The sequence below is a fragment of the Burkholderia anthina genome, from assembly GCF_902498995.1.
Lineage (GTDB): Bacteria > Pseudomonadota > Gammaproteobacteria > Burkholderiales > Burkholderiaceae > Burkholderia > Burkholderia anthina.
Genome location: NZ_CABVLY010000029.1, coordinates 49,932 through 73,012 on the forward strand (window position 1 = coordinate 49,932; position 23,081 = coordinate 73,012).

The following is a 23,081-nucleotide window of genomic DNA, read 5'->3' on the forward strand; positions in this document are numbered from 1 at the left end:
CGGAATTATAGTGGCTCGCAAGCCCGGCCGTCGATAATTCTGCTATTTCAGGAACAAATACCCGAACAGGCAGCAACAACCTATTGATCGCATATTTCAGGAACTATAAACGAACACGGCGGCGCATCCGCGCCGCCGTGTCCGCCCGGTTGCCGGATCACCTGCACCGATCCGGCCCCCTCTGCCTACAACTGCCCCGCCGCCCCCGTCCATCGCAGGTAATCCCCGCGCGTCCAGTCGAGCGACACGCCGACGCGCTTCGTGCCCGGCCGGATCTTCGGCTTGTACACCGACAGCGTCAGCGACTCCAGCGCCGGCCATTCGCGAAACGACAGCACCGCGATGTCGGCAACCAGCGTTTCGAGCAGCCGCGTATGCGGCTTGTGCGACAGGAACGACGCGAGACGCGCGCAGTAGCCGTCGTAGTCGATCCACTCGCCCTGCTCGCTCGGCTCGCAGCGATACCCGAGCCGCGCATCGATCACGATCGGCTGAGGCGCCTCGTGCTCGTGAGCATGGATGCCGATCCGCGCGGGCACCTTCAATTCGTCGACGAACACGCTCCAGCCGCGCCCGCGCAGGCGCGGCGATTCGATCGCCACGAACGGTTCGTCGAACGGCTTCATGATGCGAGCGGCGCCGCGGCGTCGAGCATGATGCGCACGAAATAGTCGGCGAAGCTGCGACGCAGGACGATCTCGAACGACTCGTCGCCGGTCGGGATCAGCGTGATCGGCGACTTGAAGTAGTGCGACTGCGCGCACTGGCCCGGCTTGAGCACGCGCGGATGCAGATCGAGCGGGCAGCCGCGCGCAATCACGTCGCGCACGCGTTCGCCGCTGATTTCCACCACCGTGTAGCCGCTGCCGACGTCGACGGCCGCCGCATACAGACCCTGCACGGCCTCCGCGAGTTGGCCTTCGAGCACGCCGGCCTGCACCGGCCCGTTCGAGCGCACGAGCCACTCGTCCGGACCGAGCCACAGCACGTCGTACTCCGCGCCGCGCGCCACCGTGTTCGGCGCGGCGGGCGGCCGGCAGCCGACCACGCGCTCGAACGCGCTGACGAAGGCCGGATCGCTCGGCTCGCCGCGCACGTTCACGAGATCGAGGAACGGCCGCTCGCGCAGCGTGAACTTCTTCGATACGCGCGCCTGGTGCTGCTTCAGCACATCGGCCGCGCCGACGAACGGCGATTCAAGCGTCACGCCCGCGCCCGCCACCGGCGTCTGGTTTCTCGTTTCATTCCACATGCTGGCGCACCCCTTCCGTATCGTAGAAAACCGGGCTCGAGATCTTCGCGGTGATGCGGCGGCCGTTGGCCAGCGGAATCACGACGCTCTCACCCATCTTGTTCAGACCGCCCTTCACCACGGCCAGCGCAATCGAGCGCTTCAGGATCGGGCTGTAATAGCTCGACGTCACGTGGCCGAGCATCGGCGTCGGATCGGTCGCCGACACCTGCGTGTCCTTCGCGATGATCTGCGCGCCTTCCGGCAGCACGAACTGTTCGTCTTCGGTCAACAGGCCGACGAACTGCTTGCGGCCTTCCTTCGACGTATCCGAGCGCGACAGCGAGCGCTTGCCGAGGAAGTCCTTCGACTTCGCGACGACGCCGCCCATCCCGAGGTCGTACGGCGTGATCGACCCGTCGGTATCCTGGCCGACGATGATGTAGCCCTTCTCCGCGCGCAGCACGTGCATCGTCTCGGTGCCGTACGGCGTGATGTCGAACTCGGCACCGGCCGCCATCAGCGCTTCCCACACCGCGCGGCCCGCATTGGCCGGCACGTTCACTTCATAGGCCAGTTCGCCCGAGAAGCTGATCCGCATCACGCGCGCCTTCGCGCCTGCGACGGTGCCGTTGCGGTAGCTCATGAACGGGAACGCTTCGTTACCGAAGTCGATGTCCTGGCACACCTTCTGCACGACCTTGCGGCTCTTCGGGCCGACCACCGCGAACGTCGCCCAGTGATCGGTGACGGACGCGAGCCGCACCTTCATGTCGGGCCATTCGGTCTGCAGCCAGCGCTCGAGCCACGTCAGCACGCGCGCCGCGCCGCCGGTGGTGGTCGTCATCATGAAATGCTGGTCGGCGAGGCGCACCGTCACGCCGTCGTCGAACACCATGCCGTTTTCGTCGAGCATCAGCCCGTAGCGGCACTTGCCCACTTCGAGCTTGTTCCACGGGTTCGTGTACATCCAGTTCAGCAGCTTCACCGCGTCCGGACCCTGGATGTCGATCTTGCCGAGCGTCGACGCGTCGAGAATGCCGACGCTGTTGCGCACCGCGAGGCATTCGCGCTTCACGGCCGCATGGAGATCCTCCCCGTTCTTCGGGAAATACCAGGGCCGCTTCCAGTTGCCGACGTCTTCGAACATCGCACCGTGCTCGACGTGCCATTCATGCACGGCCGTCTTGCGGATCGGGTCGAGGAAGTCGCCCGTTTCGCGACCGGCGAACGTACCGAACGACACCGGCGTGTAGTTCGGGCGGAACGTCGTCGTGCCCGTTTCCGGAATCGTCTTGCCGAGCGCCTGCGCGAGGATCGCCATCCCGTTGATGTTGCCGAGCTTGCCCTGATCGGTGCCGAAGCCCATCGCCGTGTAGCGCTTCACGTGCTCGACCGACTCGAAACCTTCGCGAGCGGCCAGCAGGATGTCGGCGGCGGCCACGTCGTTCTGGAAGTCGACGAACTGCTTCGGCCCGCGCGGCGCGGCCTCGCGGCTGCCGACCAGCCACAACGGCTGCAGCGCGCCTTCGACGGTTTCAGCGACCTGCGGCGCGACGGGGCGCTGCGCGGCCGTGTAGCCCGCGGCCTTCGCCGCTTCGGCGCCCGCGTCGAGCGCGAGCCGCAGCGCACGGGCAAGACCGAACTCGCCCGCGGCCGCGCCGACGCTCGCCTCGGCCTGCACGGGCTTGCCCGGCAGGAAGCACGCCTTCTCGTCGTTCCAGCACGCCTTGCCGCCCGACTGCGCGAACAGGTGCAGCACCGGGCTGAAGCCGCCCGACATCGCGACGAGATCGCACGGCAGCGATTGCATCTTGCCGCCCGTCTTGCCGTTCGAGTAGGACGCGACGTCGACCGACGATACGCGCCACTTGCCCGAAGCCGCGGTGATGACCGCACCGCTCATCACCGTCACGCCCTGCCGCTTTGCCGCCGCCGGCAGCGCACCGTTCGACGATGCGCGCGAATCGACGACCGTCACCTTCGCACCGCATGCCTTCAGGTCGAGCGCCGTCTGGTACGCGCGATCGTTGTTCGTGAACACGACCGCGTTGCGGCCCGGCAGCACACCGAAGCGATGGATGTAGGTGGACACCGCGCCCGCGAGCATCACGCCCGGCAGGTCGTTGTTGCCGAACACGATCGGACGCTCGTGCGCGCCGGTCGCGAGGATCACGCGCTTCGCGCGGATCTTCCACAGCAGTTCGCGCGTCCCCTTGCGCATCGACACCGGCTGGTGATCGGTCAGGCGTTGCGTGACCGTCACGAGGTTGTGGTCCTGGTAGCCGAACGCGGTGCTGCGCGACAGGATCGTCACGTCGGGCAGCTTGCGCAGTTCGGCTTCGATCTTCTCGACCCACTGCTGCGCCGGCTTCGCGTCGATTTCCGCGCGGCACGACAGCAGGCTGCCGCCGAGTTCGCGCTGGTCGTCGACGAGGATCACGCGCGCGCCCGCCGTGGCGGCCGCATGCGCGGCGGCGAGGCCCGACGGGCCGCCTCCGACCACGAGCACGTCGCAGTGCGCGTAACACTTGTCGTAGCGATCGGCGTCGAGCGCTTCAGGCGCCTTGCCGAGGCCGGCGGCCTCGCGGATCTTCTCTTCGTACTTCGGCCACATGTTGCGCGGCCACATGAACGTCTTGTAGTAGAAGCCCGCCGGCATGAAGCGCGACAGCTTCTGGTTGATCGCGTACTTGTCGTTCTCGAGCGACGGTTCGGCGTTCACGCTCGTCGCGACGAGGCCCTGGTACAGCTCGATCTCGGTCGCGCGCGCGTTCGGCACCGTATACGGGCCGGTTTCGAGCTGCACGACGGCATTCGGTTCCGCGACGTCCGCCGTCACGATCCCGCGCGGACGGTGGTACTTGAAGCTGCGCGCGACGAAGTGCACGCCGTTCGCGAGCAGCGCGGACGCGAGCGTGTCGCCCTGGAAGCCCTGATACGTGCGGCCGTTGAACGTGAACGTCAGCGGAATCGCGCGATTGATGCGGCCACCGGTGCCGAGGCGGTCTTTCTGGCTCATTTGCTCGTGCCCTCTTCGTGTGCGTTGCCGGCAGCGGCGCCGATGGCAGCCCCGCCGAACTTTTCGTAGCCCTTGATATCGTAGGTGACCGTGTCGCGCGTCACCTTGAACCAGCGGCGGCAACCCTGCGTGTGCAGCCATTGCTCCTTGTGCAGCCCGCGCTTGTTCTCGCGCATGAACACGTACTCGCCCCATTCGCGGTCGGTCATGGTCTCGTTCGCAACCGGGCGCACGATGTCGGCTTCACCGCCGCACGTGAACTCGGATTCGGCGCGCGGCCCGCACCACGGACATTCGATCAGCAACATGTTTCTTTCTCCTTCAGTGCGGGGGTTAGTGCGCGACCGCGGCAGCGCCGTGTTCGTCGATCAGGTGGCCGGTGTAGAAGCGGTCGAGTGCAAACGGGGCGTTCAGCGGATGCGGTTCGTCGCGGGCGATCGTGTGCGCGAACACCCAGCCCGAGCCCGGCGTCGCCTTGAAGCCGCCGGTACCCCAGCCGCAGTTGAAATACAGGCCCTTCACGTCGGTCTTGGTGATGATCGGGCAGGCGTCCGGCGACACGTCGACGATGCCGCCCCACTGGCGGTTCATCCGCACGCGCGAGAACACCGGGAACATTTCGACGATCGCCTGCAGCGTGCTTTCGATGATGTGGAAGCTGCCGCGCTGGCCGAAGCCCGTGTACTGGTCGATACCCGCGCCGATCACGAGGTCGCCCTTGTCGGACTGGCTGATGTACGCGTGCACCGCGTTCGACATGATCACGGAGTTGACCACCGGCTTGATCGGCTCGGACACCAGCGCCTGCAGCGGGTGGCTTTCGATCGGCAGGCGCACGCCGGCCATGTCGGCGAGCGTCGTCGTGTTGCCGGCCGCGACCACCGCGACCTTCTTCGCCTTGATGAAGCCCTTCACCGTATCGACGCCGACCACCGCGCCGCCTTCGCGGCGAATGCCCGTCACCTGGCAGTTCTGGATGATGTCGACGCCGGCGCGATCGGCGCCGCGCGCGAAGCCCCAGGCCACCGCGTCGTGACGCGCGACGCCCGCACGGCGCTGGATCGATGCGCCGAGCACCGGGTAGCGGCTGTTCAGGTTGATGGTCGGCTCGATTTCCTTGATCTGCGCGGGCGTCAGGAATTCGGCGTCGACGCCGTTCAGCCGGTTCGCGTTCACGCGACGCTCGGTGTCACGCACGTCCTGCAGCGTGTGCGCGAGGTTCATCACGCCGCGCTGGCTGAACATCACGTTGTAGTTGAGATCCTGCGACAGCCCTTCCCACAGCTTCATCGCCTTCTCGTACAGCGCGGCCGATTCGTCCCACAGGTAGTTCGAGCGCACGATCGTCGTGTTGCGCGCGGTGTTGCCGCCGCCGATCCAGCCCTTCTCGAGGATCGCGACGTTCGTGATCCCGTGCTCCTTCGCGAGGTAATACGCGGTCGCGAGGCCGTGGCCGCCGCCGCCGACGATCACGACGTCGTATTCCTTCTTCGGTTCCGGGCTCTTCCACTGCTTTTCCCAGTTCTCGTGATACGAGAGGCCGTTGCGGAACAGGCTGAATATCGAGTAGCGGCTCATGTTAGTGATCCTTCGTTAGCATTCGATGACGTTCACGGCAAGACCGCCGCGCGACGTTTCCTTGTATTTCGTCTTCATGTCGGCACCCGTCTCGCGCATCGTCTTGATCACCGAATCGAGCGAAACGTAGTGCTGGCCGTTACCCTTGAGCGCCATGCGCGACGCGTTCAGCGCCTTGATCGCGCCCATCGCGTTGCGTTCGATGCACGGGATCTGCACGAGCCCGCCGACCGGGTCGCAGGTCATGCCGAGGTTGTGTTCCATGCCGATCTCGGCGGCGTTCTCGACCTGGTCGGGCGTGCCGCCCATCACCGCGGCGAGCGCGGCGGCGGCCATCGAGCACGCGACGCCCACTTCGCCCTGGCAACCGACTTCCGCACCGGAGATCGACGCGGTTTCCTTGTAGATGATCCCGATCGCCGCGGCCGTCAGCAGGAATTCGACGATCCCGGCCTCGCCCGAGCCCGGCACGAATTTCACGTAGTAGTGCAGCACGGCGGGAATCACGCCGGCCGCGCCGTTGGTGGGCGCGGTGACGACGCGGCCGCCCGCGGCGTTCTCTTCGTTGACGGCCATCGCATACAGGTTGACCCAGTCGAGCATCGACAGCGGATCGCGCAGCGACTCCTCCGAACGCGCGCGCAGGCGGCCGTTCAGTTCGGCCGCGCGGCGCTTCACGCGCATCGGGCCCGGCAGTTCGCCTTCGACCTTGCAGCCGCGCTCCACGCACGCGGCCATCGTGCGCCAGATCGCGAGCAGCCCGGCGCGCACCTCGTCGGCCGGACGCAGCGCGCTTTCGTTGCGCAGCATCAGTTCGGCGATCGACAGGCCGTGTTCGCGGCACTGGCGCATCAGGTCGTCGCCGGTGCGGAACGGATACGGCACGTCGGCCGCCGCGCGCACGCCGTTCACGCGATCGCCGTCGCGGTTCACGACGAAGCCGCCGCCGACCGAGTAATACTCTTTCTCGACGAGCAGCTGGCCGTGCTCGTCGAACGCCTGGAAGCGCATCCCGTTCGGATGCACGATGCTCGTGCCGCTCATCAGCTTGCGATAGAAGCCGATGTTTTCCTTCTCGTCGAAGCGGATCGTCTGCTTGCCGAGCAGCGACAGCGACTTCTCCGCTCGGATCCCCGCGAGCCGCGGCTCGATCAGGTCCGGATCGATCGTGTCGGGCAGATGGCCCTCGAGGCCGAGCAATACGGCCTTGTCGGTGCCGTGGCCCTTGCCCGTTGCACCGAGCGAGCCGTATAGTTCGACCCGCACGCGGCGCACGAAGCCGAGCAGGTTCGCATCTTCGACATGCGACGCGAAGCGGCAGGCGGCGATCATCGGGCCGACCGTGTGCGAACTGGACGGGCCGATGCCGATCTTGAACAGGTCGAACGCGCTGACGTTCATCTGACTTCCTCTGGGTGGGCGTACGTGAAATGTCGTTGGCATCAGTACATCAAAGCGTAAAATTGGCCGATAGAACAAAAACGGCATCGGCGTGGGATACCGCCGCCAAGCCCCGAAAAGGACGGTCCGAAAGTACGTTTTGACGATGGTTCGCGACGCAAAAGCACAAGTCGGCCGGCGCATGCGCACGCCGGCAGCCGTGCCCCCAAACTGAGTGAAACGAGTGAGACCCGCCTGCCCGGCGTGACGAGATTTACCGCGATGACACCCGACGTACCCGCTTCCCCCCTCGCCGAACCCGCGCCGCAGCGCATTCGCTTCGGCATCCTGCTGCTGCCGAATTTCACGCTGACCGCGTTCTCGGGTTTCGTCGACATGCTGCGGCTGTCGGCCGACGACGGCGACTACAGCAAGCCCGTGCGCTGCGCCTGGAGCGTGATCGGCGAAACGCTTGCGCCGGTGCGCGCGAGCTGCGGGATCCAGATCACGCCGTGGGAAACCTTCGATGCGGCCGAGCCGTTCGACTACGTGGTCGTGGTGGGCGGCCTTCTGCATTCGGGGCCGCAAGCCGGCCCCGAAACGCTCCAGTTCATCCGCCACGCGGCGGCGGGCGGCGCGACGGTCGTCGGGATCTGCACGGGCGTGTTTACGCTGATGCGCGCGAACGTGCTCGACGGCTACCGCACCTGCGTGAGCTGGTTCCACTACTGGGATTTCATCGAGCGCTTCCCGAGCGCCGATCCCGACCTGCTGATCGCTGACCGGCTGTTCGTGATCGACCGGCGCCGGATCACGTGTTCGGGCGGCCGCGCGTCGATCGACGTCGCCGCCGCGATCCTGCTGCGCCATTTCGACCATGCGACGGTGCAGAAGGCGCTGCGCATCCTGCTCGTCGGCGAGATGCAGAAAGGCAATGCGCCGCAACCGCATCCGCCCGGCCTCGAGCCGGCCACGCACCCGAAGGTCAAGCGCGCGATTCTTCTGATGGAACAGCATGTCGGGCGCGCGCTGCCGCTCGAAGAGCTCGCGGCCAAGCTCGACATGTCGACGCGCCAGCTCGAGCGCCTGTTCAAGGCCGAGACGGGCAAGAGCCCGCAGGCGTTCGCGAAACAGGTGCGGCTGCGCACGGCCGCGTGGCTGCTGACGAGTTCCGACCGCACCGTCGCCGATATCGCATCGAGCTGCGGGTTCGCCGACGCGTCGCACCTCGGGCGTGAATTCCGCAAGCAGTTCGGCGTGCCGCCGGCGACCTATCGCGAGCGCGGCGGGGACGTCGCGGAAGTCGCTGCGCCAGCCGCGGTCGACCCCGTCGAAGATCTCGCCGACTGACGCGCGACACCTCCGCCATACCCTTTCCCGCTCCCGATCGCGCGCCGAACCCCGCGCGATCGCCGTCCTTTCCCGTCAATTGAAACCGGTTCCATTCAATTTGACCGACGTTGCAGCACGTTAACCGAGGGTTATCCCGGATGCTGATGCACATTCAAATTTGTATGATGACCACATCACCTTACAAACCAGAGCGTCATGTTCGAGAAAATTCCCGCCCGTGCGATGAGCGACCATGTCGCACAGCAGCTGCTCAAGCAGATCGAAGTCGGCAGCTTCTCGGCCAGCGGCAAGCTGCCGACGGAAGCCGTGCTCGCGCAGGAATTCGGCGTGAGCCGCACCGTGATCCGCGAGGCGATCTCGCGGCTGAAGAACGAAGGCGTGGTCGAACCGCGCCAGGGCAGCGGCGTGTACGTGAACCAGCACGGCGCGATCCGGCCGCTGCGGATCGACTATGCGGAAGCGGTCGAAGCCAGCTCGCTGCCGCACCTGCTCGCGGTGCGCCGCGCGATCGAGGCTGAAGTCGCGGCCGAAGCCGCGCTGCACCACACCGACGACGACATGGCCGACATCGACGACGCGCTGCGCAGGATCGACGATGCGGTGGCCGAAGGCCGCGACGGCGTCGCGGAAGACGTCGCGTTCCACCGCACGATCGCGGCCGTCACCGGCAACCCGTATTTCCTGAAGACGCTGCAGTTCCTGAACCAGTACCTCGAAGCCGGCGTGAAGGTGACGCGTCGCAACGAAGCGACGCGCGACGACTTCTCGCGCCAGGTGCGCGAGGAACACGCGGCGATCGCCGATGCGATCCGCGCGCGCGACCCGATGGCGGCACGCAACGCGGCACGCACCCACATGTACAACGCCGCCCGCCGTCTCGCGGAAGCCGGCATCTGCTGAACCCGGCGGCGCGCGTGCGCCGCCGTCGTCCCGAACCTCTCCCGAATCGATCAAGGTTGACCATGTCACGAAATGTTGGAGTCATCGGCCTCGGCGCGATGGGCCTCGGCGTCGCGCGCTCGCTGCTGCGCGCGGGCTTTCGCGTGCACGCATGCGACGTGCGCGACACCGTGCTGCAGGCGTTCGCGGCCGAAGGCGGCGTGGCCTGCGCGAGCCCGGCCGAACTCGGCGCGCAGTGCGACGTCGTCGTCACGCTCGTCGTCAATGCCGCACAAACCGAAACGGTGCTGTTCGGCGAGCACGGCGCGGTTGCGGCGATGAAGCCGGGCGGCGTCGTGATCGCGAGCGCGACCGTCGCGCCCGAATTCGCCGTCGCACTCGGCGCGCGCATCGAGGCCGCGGGCCTGCAGATGCTCGATGCGCCGGTGTCCGGCGGCGCCGCGCGCGCGGCGTCGGGCGAAATGACGATGATGACGTCGGGCCCCGCCGCCGCATATGCGGGTTGCGACGACGTGCTCGCCGCGATCGCCGGCAAGGTCTATCGCCTCGGCGACACGCACGGCATCGGCTCGAAGGTGAAGATCATCAACCAGCTGCTGGCCGGCGTGCATATCGCCGCGGCCGCCGAGGCGATGGCGCTGGGCCTGCGCGAAGGCGTGGACGCGGACGCGCTGTACGACGTGATCACGCACAGCGCCGGCAATTCGTGGATGTTCGAGAACCGCGTGCCGCACATCCTGAACGGCGACTACACGCCGCTGTCGGCCGTCGACATCTTCGTGAAGGATCTCGGCCTCGTGCTCGACACCGCGCGCCGCAGCAAGTTTCCGCTGCCGCTGTCGGCCACCGCGCACCAGATGTTCATGAGCGCATCGAGCGCCGGCCACGGCGGCGAGGACGATTCCGCCGTGATCAAGACTTTCCCCGGCATCACGCTGCCGCCTGCCCGCTGATTCGAACGACGCTCCTGCCATGACCGCTTCCGCTTCCCGTCCCCTGCTCGGCTGCATCGCCGACGATTTCACCGGCGCGACCGATCTCGCGAACATGCTCGTCAAGAGCGGCATGCGCACGGTGCAGACGATCGGCGTGCCCGCCGACGGCGCCGCTGCCGACACGGCCATCGACGCCGACGCGATCGTCGTCGCACTGAAGTCGCGCACGATTCCCGCCGCCGACGCCGTCGCGCAATCGCTCGTCGCCTACGCATGGCTGCGCGCGCAGGGCTGCCGGCAATTCTTCTTCAAGTACTGCTCGACGTTCGACTCGACCGACGCGGGCAACATCGGGCCGGTGGCCGACGCGCTGCTCGACGCAACCGGCGGCGACTTCACGATCGCGTGCCCGGCGTTCCCCGAGAACGGCCGCACGATCTTCCGCGGCCACCTGTTCGTCGGCGACGTGCTGCTGAACGAATCGGGCATGGAGAACCACCCGCTCACGCCGATGCGGGACGCGAACCTCGTGCGCGTGCTGCAGCGGCAAACGACGTCGCCGGTCGGCCTGATCCGCTACGACACGATCGCGCAGGGCGCGGCTGCCGTGCGTGCGCGCATCGACGCGCTGCGTGCGGACGGTGTGCGCGTCGCGATCGCCGATGCATTGTCCGATCACGACCTGCACGTACTGGGTGAAGCGTGCGCGAGCCTGCCGCTCGTCACCGGCGGCTCGGGCGTCGCGCTCGGCCTGCCGGAGAATTTCCGCCGCGCGGGGCGGCTGCCCCAGCGCGACAACGCGGCGTCGCTGCCGCGCATCGACGGGTTGTCGGCGGTGCTCGCCGGCAGCGCATCGAAGGCGACCAACGCACAGGTCGCCGCGTGGCGCGACAGCCGGCCGAGCTTCCGGATCGATCCGCTCGCGGCCTCGCGCGGCGAACCCGTCGTCGACGACGCACTGGCCTTCGCGCGCGCGCACCTGCCGCAGCCCGTGCTGATCTATGCAACGGCGACGCCCGACGAAGTGAAGGCCGTCCAGCAGGCGCTCGGCGTCGAAGCAGCCGGCCATCTCGTCGAAAGCACGCTCGCGGAGATCGCCCGCGGCCTGCGCGCGCTCGGCGTGCGCAAGTTCGTCGTCGCCGGCGGCGAGACGTCCGGCGCGGTCGTGCAGGCGCTCGACGTGAAGTCGCTGCAGATCGGCGCGCAGATCGATCCGGGCGTGCCGGCCACCGCCACCATCGACGCGCGGCCGCTCGGCCTCGCGCTGAAATCCGGCAACTTCGGCACGGTGGACTTTTTCGACAAGGCGCTGCGCGCGCTGGACGGAGCCGCATGATGAGCGTCGAAGCGAAACTGCGCGAAGAAATCTGCGTCGTCGGCGCGAGCCTGTATGCGCGCGGCCACGCGGTCGGCAGCGCGGGCAACATCAGCGCGCGGCTTGCCGACGGCTGGCTGATCACGCCGACCGATGCCTGCCTCGGCCGGCTCGACCCGAACGACATCGCGAAGGTCGGCATCGACGGCCAGCCCGTATCGGGCGGCAAGCCGTCGAAGACGCTCGCGCTGCACCGCGGCATCTACGCGCGCAACGCACAGGCGAACGGCATCGTCCACACGCATTCGACGCACCTCGTCGCGCTGACGCTCGCGGGCGTGTGGCGCGACACCGACGTGCTGCCGCCGATCACGCCGTACTACGTGATGAAGGTCGGCCACATTCCGCTGATCCGCTATCGGCGCCCGGGCGATCCGGCCGTCGCGGCCGAAGTCGCCGCGCTCGCCGACCAGGTGCGCGGCGTGCTGCTCGACCGTCTCGGGCCGGTGATGTGGGGGCCGTCGGTGTCGCACGCGTCGTATGCGCTCGAGGAGCTCGAGGAAACCGCGCGGCTGTGGCTGATGACGCACCCGAAGCCCGAGCCGCTGTCCGACGCGGCGCTCGACGAACTGCGCGACACCTTCGGCGCACGCTGGTAACCCATCGCGCGCGCATCCGCACCGATTCCCATGCCCGCCGTGTGCGCGGGCCCTTCCGTCAGCACACACGATCCGGCAGCGCACGCGCCGCCGGCACACAATATCCCTGGAGACGACGATGACTGCATTCGACGCGGCCGCAGGCCGCTCGCCCGCCGCACCCGCCCAATCGGCCGAACTCGACCGCACCTACAAGAAAGTGTTCTGGCGCATCGTGCCGTTCCTGATGCTCTGCTACGTGGTCGCGTATCTCGACCGCGTGAACGTCGGCTTCGCGAAGCTGCAGATGTCGCAGGATCTCGCGTTCAGCGAAACCGTGTTCGGCCTCGGCGCCGGCATTTTCTTCCTCGGCTATTTTCTGTTCGAACTGCCAAGCAACATGCTGATGCACCGCATCGGCGCGCGCATCTGGATCGCACGGATCATGATCACGTGGGGGCTGCTGTCGGCGGTGTTCGCGTTCGTGAAGACGCCGACGCAGTTCTACGTGCTGCGCTTCCTGCTCGGTCTCGCGGAAGCCGGCTTCTATCCGGGCGTGATCCTGTACCTCACGTACTGGTTCCCGTCGCATCGCCGCGCGAAGATCATCGCGGTGTTCATGTCCGCGATCCCGGTGTCGGGCATCTTCGGCAACCCGCTGTCGGGCTGGATCATGGAGCGCTTTCACGGCGGCTCGGGCTTTCACGGCTGGCAATGGATGTTCATGATCGAAGCCGTGCCGGCCGTGCTCGTCGGCATCGCGACGATCCTCTATCTCGACAACAACATCCGCAGCGCGAAGTGGCTCGACGAGCGCGAGAAGCAGCTGCTCGAATCGGAAATCGCCGCGCAGCCGCAGGAACAGCAGAAGCACGGCCATTCGCTGAAGGCCGTGTTCGCCGACCCGCGCATGTGGTGGATGTCGCTGATCTACTTCGCGTTCGTCACCGGCCAGTACGGCCTGACGTTCTGGATGCCGACGCTCGTCAAATCCACCGGGATCACCGATACGCTCCAGATCGGCCTGTTGTCCGCGATTCCGTTCCTCGTCGCGATCTTCGTGATGAACCTGTTCGGCCACAGCGCGGACAAGCGCCGCGAACGCCGCTGGCACCTGATCGTGCCGGCGCTGATGGGCGCGGTCGGATTTGCGGTCGCCGCGTCGTACTCGCACAATACGGCGGTGTCGATCGTGTTCCTGTCGCTCGCGGCAGGCGGCGTGCTGACCTGCGCACCGCTGTTCTGGTCGCTGCCGACCGCGTTCCTCGCCGGCTCCGCCGCCGCCGCCGGGATCGCGATCATCAACTCGGTCGGCAACCTCGCCGGCTTCGCGAGCCCGTACGTGATCGGCTACCTGAAGGACGTCACGCACAGCACGTCGTCCGGCATGTACGTGCTCGCGGCGATGCTCGTGATCGGCGCGATCGCCGTGTGGCTCACGCCCGCGAAACTCGTGAACCGCTGATCTGCCGAATCGGCCGTCATTCGACGCGGGGCGCGACGCCCCGCCCCACTCATTCACAGGACCCGCTGCCATGCCCCGCTTCGCCGCCAACCTCTCGATGATGTACACCGAGCACGCGTTCCTCGAACGCTTCGCCGCTGCCGCCCACGACGGTTTCAAGGCCGTCGAGTACCTGTTCCCGTACGACTTCGCCGCCGAGGACATCCGCGCGCGCCTCGACGCGCACAACCTCGAACAGGCGCTGTTCAACGCGCCGCCCGGCGACTGGGCCGCCGGCGAGCGCGGGATCGCGTCGCTGCCGGGCCGCGAGGACGAATTCCGCCGCGGCATCGACCAGGCGCTCGACTATGCGCGCGTGCTCGGCAACAAGAAGCTGCACGTGATGGCCGGCATGGTCGCGCCGGGCGCGGACCGCGCACGCCATCGCGATACCTACCTGTCGAACCTGCGGCATGCGACGCAGGCGGCTGCCGCGCACGGCATCACGATCCTGATCGAGCCGATCAACCAGCGCGACATGCCCGGCTATTTCCTGAGCCGGCAGGACGACGCGCACGAGATCTGCGCGGAAGTCGGTGCACCGAACCTGAAGGTGCAGTTCGACTGCTATCACTGCCAGATCGTCGAGGGCGACCTCGCGATGAAGCTCAAGCGCGATTTCGCGGGCATCGGCCACATCCAGATCGCCGGCGTGCCCGAGCGCCACGAGCCGGACATCGGCGAACTCAACTACCCGTATCTGTTCGCGCTGATCGACGCGCTCGGCTACGACGGCTGGATCGGCTGCGAATATCGCCCGAAGGCCGGCACGTCCGAGGGCCTCGGCTGGCTCAAGCCTTACCTGTAATTCAAAGTATTCGAAGAGGGCAATCCAAATGAAAGTACTGATCACCGGCGGCGCCGGCTTTCTCGGCCAGCGTCTCGCACGCAAGCTGCTCGAGCGCGGCGAACTGACCGGCCCCGGCGGCCGTATCGAGAAGATCGACGAGCTGGTGCTGCTCGACGTCGTCAAGGGCAGCGATTTCGGGGACGCGCGCGTAACGTCGATCGTCGGCGACATCGCCGATCGCGCGGTGCTCGAAAGCGCGATCGACACGCGGACGAACGCGATCTTCCACCTCGCGGCAATCGTCAGCGGGCAGGCCGAAGCCGATTTCGACCTCGGCATGCGGATCAACCTCGACGCGTCGCGCGCGCTGCTCGAAGTGTGCCGCGCGCGCGGCCACCAGCCGCGCGTCGTGTTCACGAGCTCGGTCGCCGTCTACGGCGGCGTGCTGCCCGACGTCGTGCAGGACGACACCGCGCTGAACCCGCAATCGTCGTACGGCGCGGAAAAGGCGATCGCCGAGCTGCTGCTGTGCGACTACGCGCGGCGCGGCTTCGTCGACGGCCGCGTGCTGCGCCTGCCGACCATCAGCGTGCGGCCGGGCCGCCCGAACGCGGCCGCGTCGTCGTTCGCGAGCGGCATCATCCGCGAGCCGCTCAATGGCGAGGAAAGCGTGTGCCCGGTGCCGGGGTCGACGCGGCTGTGGCTGCTGTCGCCGCGCGGCGCGATCGAAGCGCTCGTCGCGGGCTGCGAGATCGACAGCGCGAAGCTCGGCAACAAGCGCGTGATCAACCTGCCGGGCCTGTCGGTGTCGGTCGACGACATGATCGCGGCGCTGCGCGAAGTGGCCGGCGACGACGTCGTGAAGCTGATTCGCCATGCGCCGGACGAGCGTGTCGAGAAGATCGTCGGCAGCTGGCCGGGCCGCTGGGACACGGCGCGCGCCGAAGCGCTCGGGTTGAAGGGCGATACGTCGTTCGCGGACGTGATCCGCAGTCATATCGCCGACGAACGGCGTTGACGGTTGCGCCTGCCGCGCCGGGCCCGCAACGGGCCGCGCCGGCAGGCAGCCACGCCGGGCCGCGTCGCGTCGCTCAACGCCGCCCGGCGGATTCGCCGATCCGCATCGCCGCGGGTTTCGCGCCGCCCGGCGGGCGGGCCGCGCCGACCGCGTGCTGCCACGCGAGCAACCCCGGCAGATAGAACAGCAGATCGCGCACCCGCCGCGCGCCGGCCAGCGCCAGACAGGTCGGCGCGTCGAACCCGAGCAGCCCGCCGATCAGCACGAAACCGCCCTCCTGCACGCCGAGCCCGCCCGGCATCAGGAACGCGATGCTGCTCAGCAGCTGGATCAGCGCCTCGATCGCGAGCGCCTGCGCGAACGTCGCATCGGTGCCGAGAAAACGCAGCGCGAGCCAGATTTCCAGCGCATAACCGGCAAACTGCAGCGTCTGCCAGATGCCCAGATAGCGGACGACGATCCCCGTCTTTCTCCAGATCATCCGGATCGACTGATCGGTACGCGCCGATTCGCCGACCAGCGCATAGACCTTTCCGCTCGTGATGCGGTTGAGCGCGCGCATCGCCCGCTCGAACGGCCGCGCATGCTGCACCAGCGCGAACAGCAGCAGCACCGGCACCAGCGCCGCCATCCCGATCGCGAGCTGCGCGGCCACGCGCGCGGCATCGGACGACACGCGCTCGAGCACGTAGCCGATCGCGACCAGCGCGAACACCAGCTGGCTGATCAGCGTGAGCTGCATGTCGGCGACGAGGCTGGCGACGGCGGTTGCAGGCCGCACGCCGGCCTGCCGCAGCAGGCTGAACGACACGATTTCGCCGCCGATCCGCGCGACCGGCAGCAAGCCGTTGATCGATTCGCGGATCCAGACGATTTTCAGCATCGTCGCGAACGACGGCCGGCGCCGGCCGCGAATCAGCATCCGCCAGTCCCACGCATTCGCCAGCATCGGCAGGATGTGGACGAGCGCGGCGACCAGCAGCCCGGCGCCGGCCGTCTCCAGGCGGTGCAGGACATCGAGCGGATGCTCGCGCCAGATCAGCCATACCGCGATCGCCAGCCCCGCCAGCGCAGCCAGGCGGCCCGCATGCCGCAGCCGTGCGTCGCCACGCACGGACGGCGGGCGTGCGCCGTCGTCGCCGGAATGCGTGTCGCGCGTCATGATTTCCCCGCCGGCGACAGCAAGCCCTCGCGGTCGACGCGAAACCGTGTGCCGCGCCAGATGACGTGCGACGAGAAGAAGCTCGACACGAACACCGCGAACTGCAGCAGATCGACGAACGGCAACCACGCCGCGCCGCTCAGGCCCGCGCCGGTCGCACGCCCCGTTTTCACCATCAGCAGCGCGCGGGCGGCAAGCGCGGCCGCCGTCAGCCCGCACGCGGCCGGCGCGCCGCCGGACAGCAGCAGCGCCAGCAGCGCGAGCGGCACCGGATGCATCAGCACCGAACCGGCATGACCGATCCGGTCCGCGGCGCGGATGGTGCAACTCCAGCGCAATTCGTGCGCGTACAGCATGGCAAACGTGTCCTCGACGCACGCGTGCCCGACCACGAACGGCGGAACCACGACCCGCGCGCCGGCCTGCCGGACCGCTTCGCCGAGCGCGTGATCCTCCGCCAGGTGATGGGCGAAGCGCGCGAGGCCGCCGATGCGTTCGAGCATCGTGCGCGTGATCGCAATCGTCTGGCCGAAGCACGGCCGCGCGCGACCGATGAAAAGCCCGGTGATCACGCCCGGCAGAAAATGGTAGTTCGTCATCGCGACCGCGACGCGAGGCCAGAAGCCCGGCGACGCGACGCCGCGATACACGCTCGTCACGATCCCGACCTCCGGCGCCTGCAACGCGCCGACGACGGCGCGCAAATAATCGCGCTCGACCAGCACGTCGCTGTCGGCGAGACAGAGCACCGCGTGCTCCGCGCGTTCGAGCATGTTGACGAGATTGGCGATCTTCCGGTTCGGCCCGTACAGCCGCGCGTCGGCGACGACCGTGATGTTCGCGTCCGGATAACGTGCGCGCAGCGTCGCGACGGCGTCGAGCGCGGCGTCGTCCGCATCGTGCACGCCGAACAGGTGCTGAACCGGACCCGGGTAGTCCTGGACGAAGAAGCTTTCAAGATGCTCGACGAGCTGCCACTCGTCGCCGTGCAGCGGCTTCGCGATGGTGACGCCCGGAAAATCGCGCGGCATCGCCGCCGCGCGGGAAAAGAACCGGCCGACCAGCACGCTGGCCACGATCGTGTATGCCGTGCCCAGCACCGCGCCGAGCCCGCAAACGACCGACATCGCCCAGGCCAGCGCGTGCGCCACATGCAGCAAGACCATGCTTCGTCCCCATGGTTTCCCGTACGACCGCGACGCCGGGGCCGGCACCGCGCGCACGGGCTCATCCACACACGCGGTCGAAACGGTTGCCGTTGAGCCGGATGTAGAGGATGACCCACGCACGGTACGCGCAATCCGATGACACGACTACCGTGCAACGATCGATCCCGCTCACGCACACGTCGCCGCACGCGAGCGCGGCCGTAAACGCCGCGTCGGCTACCTTACGGGCCGACAGGATTGCCGTCGCGATCGCAACGACGGCCCATGCGCGAAATGTCATCGTGGTGAAAAATGCTTCGGGTACGCGCAGCGCGAGCAACGACACCAGCACGAAGCACTGGATGACCATGCCGGCCAGCGCGGCGATCAGCAGATGGGCGCGCCATCGCTCGATCGTCGAGGGTGTCATCACGAACGAACCTCCCGTGCGGTCGACCGGCGTCGATCCGGTTCGATCGACGGGCCGCGGATTCGGGGCCCCGCGTGTGGCCCGTGCCGAACGTGCCGAGCCGTTCGGGACCAGAAGAAGCGGGGGATAACCGGGGAAACGGTGTGGCCGATGGTAGCGGGAATGCCGGTGGCAAACCTTAAGCGTTCTTCAGAATCGGGCGGCATTCGACGCGGCGCGATTACGTTCCGTTGCACGAACGCACGGCCACGCTCGTACAATCGCACACGCGTGCATACGGATCGACCATGCGACTCCTCCTTGTTGAAGACGACGACCTGATCGGCAGCGGCCTCGAGATCAGCCTCGGCCAGGCCGGCTATCACGTCGACTGGCTGCGCGACGGCCACGCCGCCGCCGCGGCACTCGCGACGACGCGCTTCGCGCTCGTCGTGCTCGATCTCGGGCTGCCCGGGAAATCCGGATCGGAACTGCTGCGCGCGTTGCGCGATGCGGGCGATACGACGCCGGTGCTCGTCCTGACCGCGCGCGGCACCGTGGCCGACCGCGTCCGCGGCCTCGACGACGGCGCCGACGACTATCTCGCGAAACCGTTCGAGCTGACCGAAGTGCTCGCCCGTTGCCGTGCGCTCGTGCGCCGCTCGCAAGGCCGTGCCGGCGACGAGATCGTCTGGCGCGACATCACGATCGATCTGGCCGCCCATACGGTCACCCGCGATGCGTCGCGCATCGCGCTGACGTCGCGCGAATGGAGCATCCTGGTGCAACTCGTCAGTCACGCGGGCACGCCCCAGTCGCGCGCGCGTCTCGAGGACGGCCTGTACGGCTGGCAGGAAGGCATCGAAAGCAATGCGATCGAAGTCCATATCTCGAACCTGCGCAAGAAGCTCGGCGCGGAGCTGATCCGCACCGTGCGCGGTATCGGCTACGTCGTCGACAAGCCATGATCTCGCGCTCGATACGGCGCCGCGTCTCGCTGATGGCGCTCGGCTGCGTGACCGCGGTGTGGCTCGTCGCCGTGTTCAGCAGCTTCCGGCACGCGACGCGCGAAATCGGCGAATGGGAAGACGCGCGTCTCGTCGAATACGCGTCGCTGCTGGTCAACCTGTCGCCGGCCGATCTCGATCGCCTCGCCCGCGTCCCGCCCGACGCGCGCGTCGAACTCGATCGCGGCGCAGCGAGACGCGATGCCGACACCGATGGCGACCGCCTGCCGCGCGACGTGCTGTTCGAAGTGCGGGATGCGCAGGGCAAGGTCGTGGCATCGAGCCTGCCGGCGGGCGCCGCCGGGTCGGCGGACGCACTCAATGCGCACGACGCGCCGGTGACGATCGTCGTCCACGACGCACCGTGGCGCGCGTACGCGCTGCGCGACGACGCGTCGGGGCGACGGGTGCGCGTGATCGAGCCGACCAATACGCGCAGCGACCTGGCGACCGGGATCGCGCGCGGCATCGTACTGCCGCTGGTCGTCGCGCTGCCGGTGCTCGCACTCCTGCTGTGGTACCTGATCGGGCGCAGCCTCGCGCCGCTGAAAACGCTGTCGACGCTGATCGGCGCGCGCGATGCGCGATCGCTGGAACCGCTCGGCGTCGTCACCGTGCCGGACGAAGTGCGCACGCTGGTCGACGCGATCGACCGCTTGCTGGCCCGCCTGCGGCAGTCGATCGTGCGCGAGCGCGCGTTCACGTCGGATGCGGCGCACGAACTCAAGACGCCGCTGGCCGCGATCAAGGTGCAGGCCCAGGTGGCGCTCGCGACCGACGATCCGGCGCGCAAGCAGCTCGCGATGCAGCGCGTCGTGCAAGGCGTCGACCGCAGCGCGCGGCTTGCCGAGCAGTTGCTGCTGCTCGCGCGGCTCGACGAATACGAACGCATTCCGGCGCGCGCCGTGAACCTCCGCGAACTCGTCGACGCCGCCATCGACCGCCATGCCGCGAAAGCGGCGGACCATGCCGTCGACATCGCGGCAACCGGCGCATCGGTGCGCGCGGTGCCGGCCGATCCGATCCTGGTCGGCATCCTGCTCGACAACCTGATCGACAACGCGATCAAGTACGGACATCGGGGCGGACACATCGTGCTGGGCGTGCACGACGACGGCGCCGTGCAGCGCATCGTCGTGCGCGACGACGGTCCGGGCGTCGCCCCCGGCGAACATGAACGGCTCGGCGACCGCTTCTATCGCGGCAGCGGCGCGCAGGCGCCGGGCAGCGGGCTCGGGTTGTCGATCGTCACGCGTATCGCCCAGTACTTCGGCGGCACCGTGCGATTCGAAACGGGCATCGACGGCCAGGGCCTCGGCATCGTGATCGCGCTGCCGTCCGCTGACGAAACCGGATCGGGGCCGGCCGGCGAGCGCGCCGACCGTTCGCACGCGGCGCCTCGCGCTTAACGTTTCGTTAAGGATTCCCCCGTAGAATCCGCCCCATCGACATTCCCCGCCATCCGTCAGGAGCTTTCATGTCCGGACCTGCCCGATACGACGCCGTTGCGCGCCTTCTCCACTGGCTGATCGTGACGTTGATCGTCGCGCAGTATGCGATCGGCTGGACGATGCCCGACGTGCATCGCGACACGCAACCGGTCGGCCTGATCGCCGCACACCTGATCGTCGGCGCCGCGCTGCTCGCGGCGATGGCATGCCGGGTGCTCTGGCGCGTGACGCACCGGCCGCCCCCCGACGACCTGTCGCCCGTGATGCGCACGCTGTCCGGTGCGACGCACTTCGCCCTCTACGCGTTGCTGGTTGCGGTGCCGCTGCTCGGCTGGATCAACGCATCGTCGCGCGCATGGAGCGTGACGCTGCTCGGGATCGTGCCGTTGCCGGCGCTGTCTGCGGCCGGCTCCGGATTCGGTCATGCGATGGGCGACGTGCACGGCATCCTCGCATGGGTGCTGTTCGGCGGCATCTGCCTGCACGTGGCGGCCGCACTCGCGCATCGTTTCGTGCTGCGCGACGGCGTGATGCAGCGCATGATGCCGTGGTGATCCCCGCGCCGCGGGCATGAAACGGGGCGAGCCCGCCTTCGTGCGGGCGCCTAGTTTCCGGCCTGCGGCGACGTACCCGCGGTGACGGCGCGCGCGCCGGACGCCGCCAGCCTCGCCTGGGCCTGGGCCACGACCCGCGCCTGCGCAGCCTGAATGTCCGCGGGATATGCGCCGTCGTCGCCCTTCGACGGCTCGTACCCGGCCGCTTCCAGACGAATCAGTTCTTCTCGAACCTGCGCGCGCGTCAGCGGCGCAGACGACTGCGCGAACGCAGCCTGACCGGCCATTGCACCGATCATCATCAGTAGTACGACAGATATTTTCATCACGAACTCCATTCATGTTCCGTACCGATCAACCGCAGTGAAAGTCGAGCCCGGCGACGCGGGCGAATGCGTCAGCTTCCGAAATAAGGCCTGCAGAAGCTCTCCGGGCCGACGCACGCGGCCGAACCCGGACGCGATGGCGTCGCCGCCGGCCTGCCCGCACCGGAAGTCGCTGCCGGCTCGCGTCCGAGCGCGGCCTCGGCCTGCTGCTGCGGCATCCGTTCGGCCTGCCGCCGGAACAGCGGGCTCACGTCCGGATACGACGTATCGGTCACGAGACTCAGCCCGTGTCGTTCGGCGTCGATCAGTTCCTGCCTCACCTGCGCGCGCGTCAGCGCCTGCGCCGACGCATGCGTCGCGACGCCTGCGAAAGCCATTGCCGCCACCGTGGCGGCCTTCATCCAGTACCCGTTCATGGTCCACTCCTCCGAGGTCAACGAGACGATGTGTTGCATCCCGTATGACGCCGCCGCGCGAGGGTTTATTCCCGGGCGCGCCGCGGCGGCGTGCGCGATACTCCCCCGTTTTCCGGACCATCGGTATCGCGCGGTCATCCTGCTGTCATTCGTTCGTCAGCCGGCGTAACCTGACGTAACGCAGCCGCCACCACGCGTGGGGCAGACTGACGACATCCTGTGGATCGCCCTTCGATCATGTCCGTCGCTTACGACTATGCAGCCGGCTGGCTTCGCACGCTCTACGACCGTCATATCGACGGCGGCGCGGTGCTCGACACGGCCGTGTTCCCCGATGCCGAGCGCTTCGTCCGTGCATGGCTCGACATCCGGGCGGAGGCGCTCGCCGTCGCACGCGACATGCCGCGCATCCCGCGCTTTCACGAGATCATGCGCGAGCAGTACGACATCTCGGCCAACGATGCGCGCGACTGGCGGATGTTCATCATGCAGGCGTACGGCCAGCCGTTCCCGCGCAACCTGTCGCGCTGCCCGACCATCGCATCGATCGTCGCGGCGTCGCCGGACGTGCTGTCCGCATCGCTGTCGTTCCTCGCGCCGGGCAAGCACATCCCGCCGCATCGCGGGCCGTTCCGCGGCATCCTGCGCGGCTATCTGGTGCTGTCGATGCCGAAGCGCGCGGACGGCTCGCCCGCTGCGGTGCTGAAGGTCGACGGCAGCGAATACCGGCTCGACGAAGGGCGCTTCCTGCTGTGGGACGACACGTTCATGCACGAGGTCTGGAACGACAGCGACGAGGTGCGAATCGTGCTGCTGCTCGATATCCGCCGGCGCGGCATGCCGCGGCGGCTGACGTGGCTGTCGAATGCGGTGATCGGCGTCGTGCGGCTCGGCATCCGGATGCGGGGGCGGTCGATACCGGTTTAGCACATGCCGTCGGCGCG

General features: G+C 68.0%; 23 protein-coding genes. 12 read left to right on the forward strand and 11 right to left on the reverse strand.

Going from position 1 to position 23,081, the window contains the following annotated elements:
• Positions 1–185 precede the first annotated feature (185 nt).
• The 6 genes from BME24068_RS29180 to BME24068_RS29205 are packed head-to-tail and all read right to left on the reverse strand — an operon-like array spanning position 186 to position 7,232.
• Positions 186–626: a dihydroneopterin aldolase gene (locus BME24068_RS29180; protein ID WP_096501943.1), complete on the reverse strand. Its 441-nt coding sequence runs from the start codon at positions 624–626 to the stop codon at positions 186–188.
• Positions 623–1,252, reverse strand: a complete 630-nt coding sequence (locus BME24068_RS29185; RefSeq protein ID WP_174928138.1) for a sarcosine oxidase subunit gamma — start codon at positions 1,250–1,252, stop codon at positions 623–625. The genes BME24068_RS29180 and BME24068_RS29185 overlap by 4 nt, the downstream gene beginning before the upstream one ends.
• Complete coding sequence (locus tag BME24068_RS29190) at positions 1,242–4,253, reverse strand: sarcosine oxidase subunit alpha family protein (RefSeq protein WP_174928139.1); 3,012 nt, start codon at positions 4,251–4,253, stop codon at positions 1,242–1,244. Before BME24068_RS29190 ends, BME24068_RS29185 begins: the two co-directional genes overlap by 11 nt.
• The gene (locus tag BME24068_RS29195) at positions 4,250–4,561 is read right to left on the reverse strand and encodes a sarcosine oxidase subunit delta (protein WP_096501949.1); all 312 of its coding nucleotides are present in this window, start codon (positions 4,559–4,561) and stop codon (positions 4,250–4,252) included. Before BME24068_RS29195 ends, BME24068_RS29190 begins: the two co-directional genes overlap by 4 nt.
• A gap of 25 nt (positions 4,562–4,586) precedes the next feature.
• Positions 4,587–5,831, reverse strand: coding sequence for a sarcosine oxidase subunit beta family protein (locus tag BME24068_RS29200; RefSeq protein WP_006480591.1), 1,245 nt, complete (start codon positions 5,829–5,831; stop codon positions 4,587–4,589).
• A 15-nt stretch (positions 5,832–5,846) separates the two neighbouring features.
• On the reverse strand, positions 5,847–7,232 hold the full coding sequence (locus tag BME24068_RS29205; RefSeq protein ID WP_096501951.1) for an L-serine ammonia-lyase: 1,386 nt from the start codon (positions 7,230–7,232) through the stop codon (positions 5,847–5,849).
• A gap of 261 nt (positions 7,233–7,493) precedes the next feature.
• Between BME24068_RS29205 and BME24068_RS29210 the strand changes: the two genes are divergently transcribed.
• The 8 genes from BME24068_RS29210 to denD all read left to right on the forward strand — a co-directional run bounded on the left by BME24068_RS29210 (position 7,494) and on the right by denD (position 15,664).
• Entirely contained in the window at positions 7,494–8,561 is a 1,068-nt protein-coding gene (locus tag BME24068_RS29210) for a GlxA family transcriptional regulator (RefSeq protein WP_096501953.1), read from the forward strand.
• 198 nt (positions 8,562–8,759) lie between these two features.
• Positions 8,760–9,464: a FadR/GntR family transcriptional regulator gene (locus BME24068_RS29215; RefSeq protein ID WP_174928140.1), complete on the forward strand. Its 705-nt coding sequence runs from the start codon at positions 8,760–8,762 to the stop codon at positions 9,462–9,464.
• A 14-nt stretch (positions 9,465–9,478) separates the two neighbouring features.
• A complete protein-coding gene (ltnD, locus tag BME24068_RS29220; RefSeq protein WP_279608823.1) occupies positions 9,479–10,417 on the forward strand; it encodes an L-threonate dehydrogenase in 939 nt (312 codons plus the stop codon).
• A gap of 19 nt (positions 10,418–10,436) precedes the next feature.
• Complete coding sequence (gene otnK / locus BME24068_RS29225; protein ID WP_174928142.1) at positions 10,437–11,735, forward strand: 3-oxo-tetronate kinase; 1,299 nt, start codon at positions 10,437–10,439, stop codon at positions 11,733–11,735.
• Entirely contained in the window at positions 11,732–12,373 is a 642-nt protein-coding gene (gene otnC, locus BME24068_RS29230) for a 3-oxo-tetronate 4-phosphate decarboxylase (RefSeq protein ID WP_174928143.1), read from the forward strand. Before otnK ends, otnC begins: the two co-directional genes overlap by 4 nt.
• 118 nt (positions 12,374–12,491) lie before the next feature.
• A complete protein-coding gene (locus BME24068_RS29235) occupies positions 12,492–13,817 on the forward strand; it encodes an MFS transporter (protein ID WP_096501963.1) in 1,326 nt (441 codons plus the stop codon).
• A gap of 70 nt (positions 13,818–13,887) precedes the next feature.
• Positions 13,888–14,664: a 2-oxo-tetronate isomerase gene (otnI, locus tag BME24068_RS29240; protein ID WP_174928144.1), complete on the forward strand. Its 777-nt coding sequence runs from the start codon at positions 13,888–13,890 to the stop codon at positions 14,662–14,664.
• Between the two features lie 28 nt (positions 14,665–14,692).
• Complete coding sequence (denD, locus tag BME24068_RS29245) at positions 14,693–15,664, forward strand: D-erythronate dehydrogenase (protein ID WP_174928145.1); 972 nt, start codon at positions 14,693–14,695, stop codon at positions 15,662–15,664.
• A gap of 73 nt (positions 15,665–15,737) precedes the next feature.
• On the opposite strand, the gene BME24068_RS29250 is transcribed toward denD, so the two are convergent.
• The 3 genes from BME24068_RS29250 to BME24068_RS29260 all read right to left on the reverse strand — a co-directional run bounded on the left by BME24068_RS29250 (position 15,738) and on the right by BME24068_RS29260 (position 18,407).
• On the reverse strand, positions 15,738–16,826 hold the full coding sequence (locus BME24068_RS29250; RefSeq protein WP_174928146.1) for a lysylphosphatidylglycerol synthase domain-containing protein: 1,089 nt from the start codon (positions 16,824–16,826) through the stop codon (positions 15,738–15,740).
• On the reverse strand, positions 16,823–17,992 hold the full coding sequence (hpnI, locus tag BME24068_RS29255) for a bacteriohopanetetrol glucosamine biosynthesis glycosyltransferase HpnI (RefSeq protein ID WP_096501971.1): 1,170 nt from the start codon (positions 17,990–17,992) through the stop codon (positions 16,823–16,825). Before hpnI ends, BME24068_RS29250 begins: the two co-directional genes overlap by 4 nt.
• Positions 17,993–18,053: 61 nt before the next feature.
• Positions 18,054–18,407 (reverse strand): hypothetical protein, encoded by a 354-nt coding sequence (locus BME24068_RS29260; RefSeq protein ID WP_143331646.1) that lies wholly within the window; start codon positions 18,405–18,407, stop codon positions 18,054–18,056.
• A gap of 284 nt (positions 18,408–18,691) precedes the next feature.
• Between BME24068_RS29260 and BME24068_RS29265 the strand changes: the two genes are divergently transcribed.
• The 3 genes from BME24068_RS29265 to BME24068_RS29275 all read left to right on the forward strand — a co-directional run bounded on the left by BME24068_RS29265 (position 18,692) and on the right by BME24068_RS29275 (position 21,395).
• Entirely contained in the window at positions 18,692–19,351 is a 660-nt protein-coding gene (locus tag BME24068_RS29265; RefSeq protein ID WP_096501975.1) for a response regulator, read from the forward strand.
• On the forward strand, positions 19,348–20,799 hold the full coding sequence (locus BME24068_RS29270; RefSeq protein WP_174928147.1) for an ATP-binding protein: 1,452 nt from the start codon (positions 19,348–19,350) through the stop codon (positions 20,797–20,799). The genes BME24068_RS29265 and BME24068_RS29270 overlap by 4 nt, the downstream gene beginning before the upstream one ends.
• 68 nt (positions 20,800–20,867) lie before the next feature.
• Positions 20,868–21,395 (forward strand): cytochrome b, encoded by a 528-nt coding sequence (locus tag BME24068_RS29275; RefSeq protein ID WP_096501979.1) that lies wholly within the window; start codon positions 20,868–20,870, stop codon positions 21,393–21,395.
• Positions 21,396–21,445: 50 nt separating this feature from the next.
• Here the strand turns inward: BME24068_RS29275 and BME24068_RS29280 are convergent, their stop codons facing one another.
• Together BME24068_RS29280 and BME24068_RS29285 are read right to left on the reverse strand one after the other, a co-directional pair.
• Positions 21,446–21,721 (reverse strand): DUF4148 domain-containing protein, encoded by a 276-nt coding sequence (locus BME24068_RS29280; protein WP_174928159.1) that lies wholly within the window; start codon positions 21,719–21,721, stop codon positions 21,446–21,448.
• Between the two features lie 71 nt (positions 21,722–21,792).
• Entirely contained in the window at positions 21,793–22,137 is a 345-nt protein-coding gene (locus BME24068_RS29285) for a DUF4148 domain-containing protein (RefSeq protein WP_174928148.1), read from the reverse strand.
• A 237-nt stretch (positions 22,138–22,374) separates the two neighbouring features.
• Between BME24068_RS29285 and BME24068_RS29290 the strand changes: the two genes are divergently transcribed.
• Positions 22,375–23,064 carry an aspartyl/asparaginyl beta-hydroxylase domain-containing protein gene (locus tag BME24068_RS29290; protein WP_174928149.1) on the forward strand — a complete coding sequence of 230 codons (690 nt, stop codon included), beginning with the start codon at positions 22,375–22,377 and terminating at the stop codon, positions 23,062–23,064.
• Positions 23,065–23,081 lie beyond the last annotated feature (17 nt).

Coding starts and splice junctions, on each gene's coding strand:
- BME24068_RS29180 (WP_096501943.1), bottom strand. CDS start 626: ATGAAGCCGTTCGACGAACCGTTCGTGGCGATCGAATCGCCGCGCCTG.
- BME24068_RS29185 (WP_174928138.1), bottom strand. CDS start 1,252: ATGTGGAATGAAACGAGAAACCAGACGCCGGTGGCGGGCGCGGGCGTG.
- BME24068_RS29190 (WP_174928139.1), bottom strand. CDS start 4,253: ATGAGCCAGAAAGACCGCCTCGGCACCGGTGGCCGCATCAATCGCGCG.
- BME24068_RS29195 (WP_096501949.1), bottom strand. CDS start 4,561: ATGTTGCTGATCGAATGTCCGTGGTGCGGGCCGCGCGCCGAATCCGAG.
- BME24068_RS29200 (WP_006480591.1), bottom strand. CDS start 5,831: ATGAGCCGCTACTCGATATTCAGCCTGTTCCGCAACGGCCTCTCGTAT.
- BME24068_RS29205 (WP_096501951.1), bottom strand. CDS start 7,232: ATGAACGTCAGCGCGTTCGACCTGTTCAAGATCGGCATCGGCCCGTCC.
- BME24068_RS29210 (WP_096501953.1), top strand. CDS start 7,494: ATGACACCCGACGTACCCGCTTCCCCCCTCGCCGAACCCGCGCCGCAG.
- BME24068_RS29215 (WP_174928140.1), top strand. CDS start 8,760: ATGTTCGAGAAAATTCCCGCCCGTGCGATGAGCGACCATGTCGCACAG.
- otnK (WP_174928142.1), top strand. CDS start 10,437: ATGACCGCTTCCGCTTCCCGTCCCCTGCTCGGCTGCATCGCCGACGAT.
- otnC (WP_174928143.1), top strand. CDS start 11,732: ATGATGAGCGTCGAAGCGAAACTGCGCGAAGAAATCTGCGTCGTCGGC.
- BME24068_RS29235 (WP_096501963.1), top strand. CDS start 12,492: ATGACTGCATTCGACGCGGCCGCAGGCCGCTCGCCCGCCGCACCCGCC.
- otnI (WP_174928144.1), top strand. CDS start 13,888: ATGCCCCGCTTCGCCGCCAACCTCTCGATGATGTACACCGAGCACGCG.
- denD (WP_174928145.1), top strand. CDS start 14,693: ATGAAAGTACTGATCACCGGCGGCGCCGGCTTTCTCGGCCAGCGTCTC.
- BME24068_RS29250 (WP_174928146.1), bottom strand. CDS start 16,826: ATGACGCGCGACACGCATTCCGGCGACGACGGCGCACGCCCGCCGTCC.
- hpnI (WP_096501971.1), bottom strand. CDS start 17,992: ATGGTCTTGCTGCATGTGGCGCACGCGCTGGCCTGGGCGATGTCGGTC.
- BME24068_RS29265 (WP_096501975.1), top strand. CDS start 18,692: ATGCGACTCCTCCTTGTTGAAGACGACGACCTGATCGGCAGCGGCCTC.
- BME24068_RS29270 (WP_174928147.1), top strand. CDS start 19,348: ATGATCTCGCGCTCGATACGGCGCCGCGTCTCGCTGATGGCGCTCGGC.
- BME24068_RS29275 (WP_096501979.1), top strand. CDS start 20,868: ATGTCCGGACCTGCCCGATACGACGCCGTTGCGCGCCTTCTCCACTGG.
- BME24068_RS29280 (WP_174928159.1), bottom strand. CDS start 21,721: ATGAAAATATCTGTCGTACTACTGATGATGATCGGTGCAATGGCCGGT.
- BME24068_RS29285 (WP_174928148.1), bottom strand. CDS start 22,137: ATGAACGGGTACTGGATGAAGGCCGCCACGGTGGCGGCAATGGCTTTC.
- BME24068_RS29290 (WP_174928149.1), top strand. CDS start 22,375: ATGTCCGTCGCTTACGACTATGCAGCCGGCTGGCTTCGCACGCTCTAC.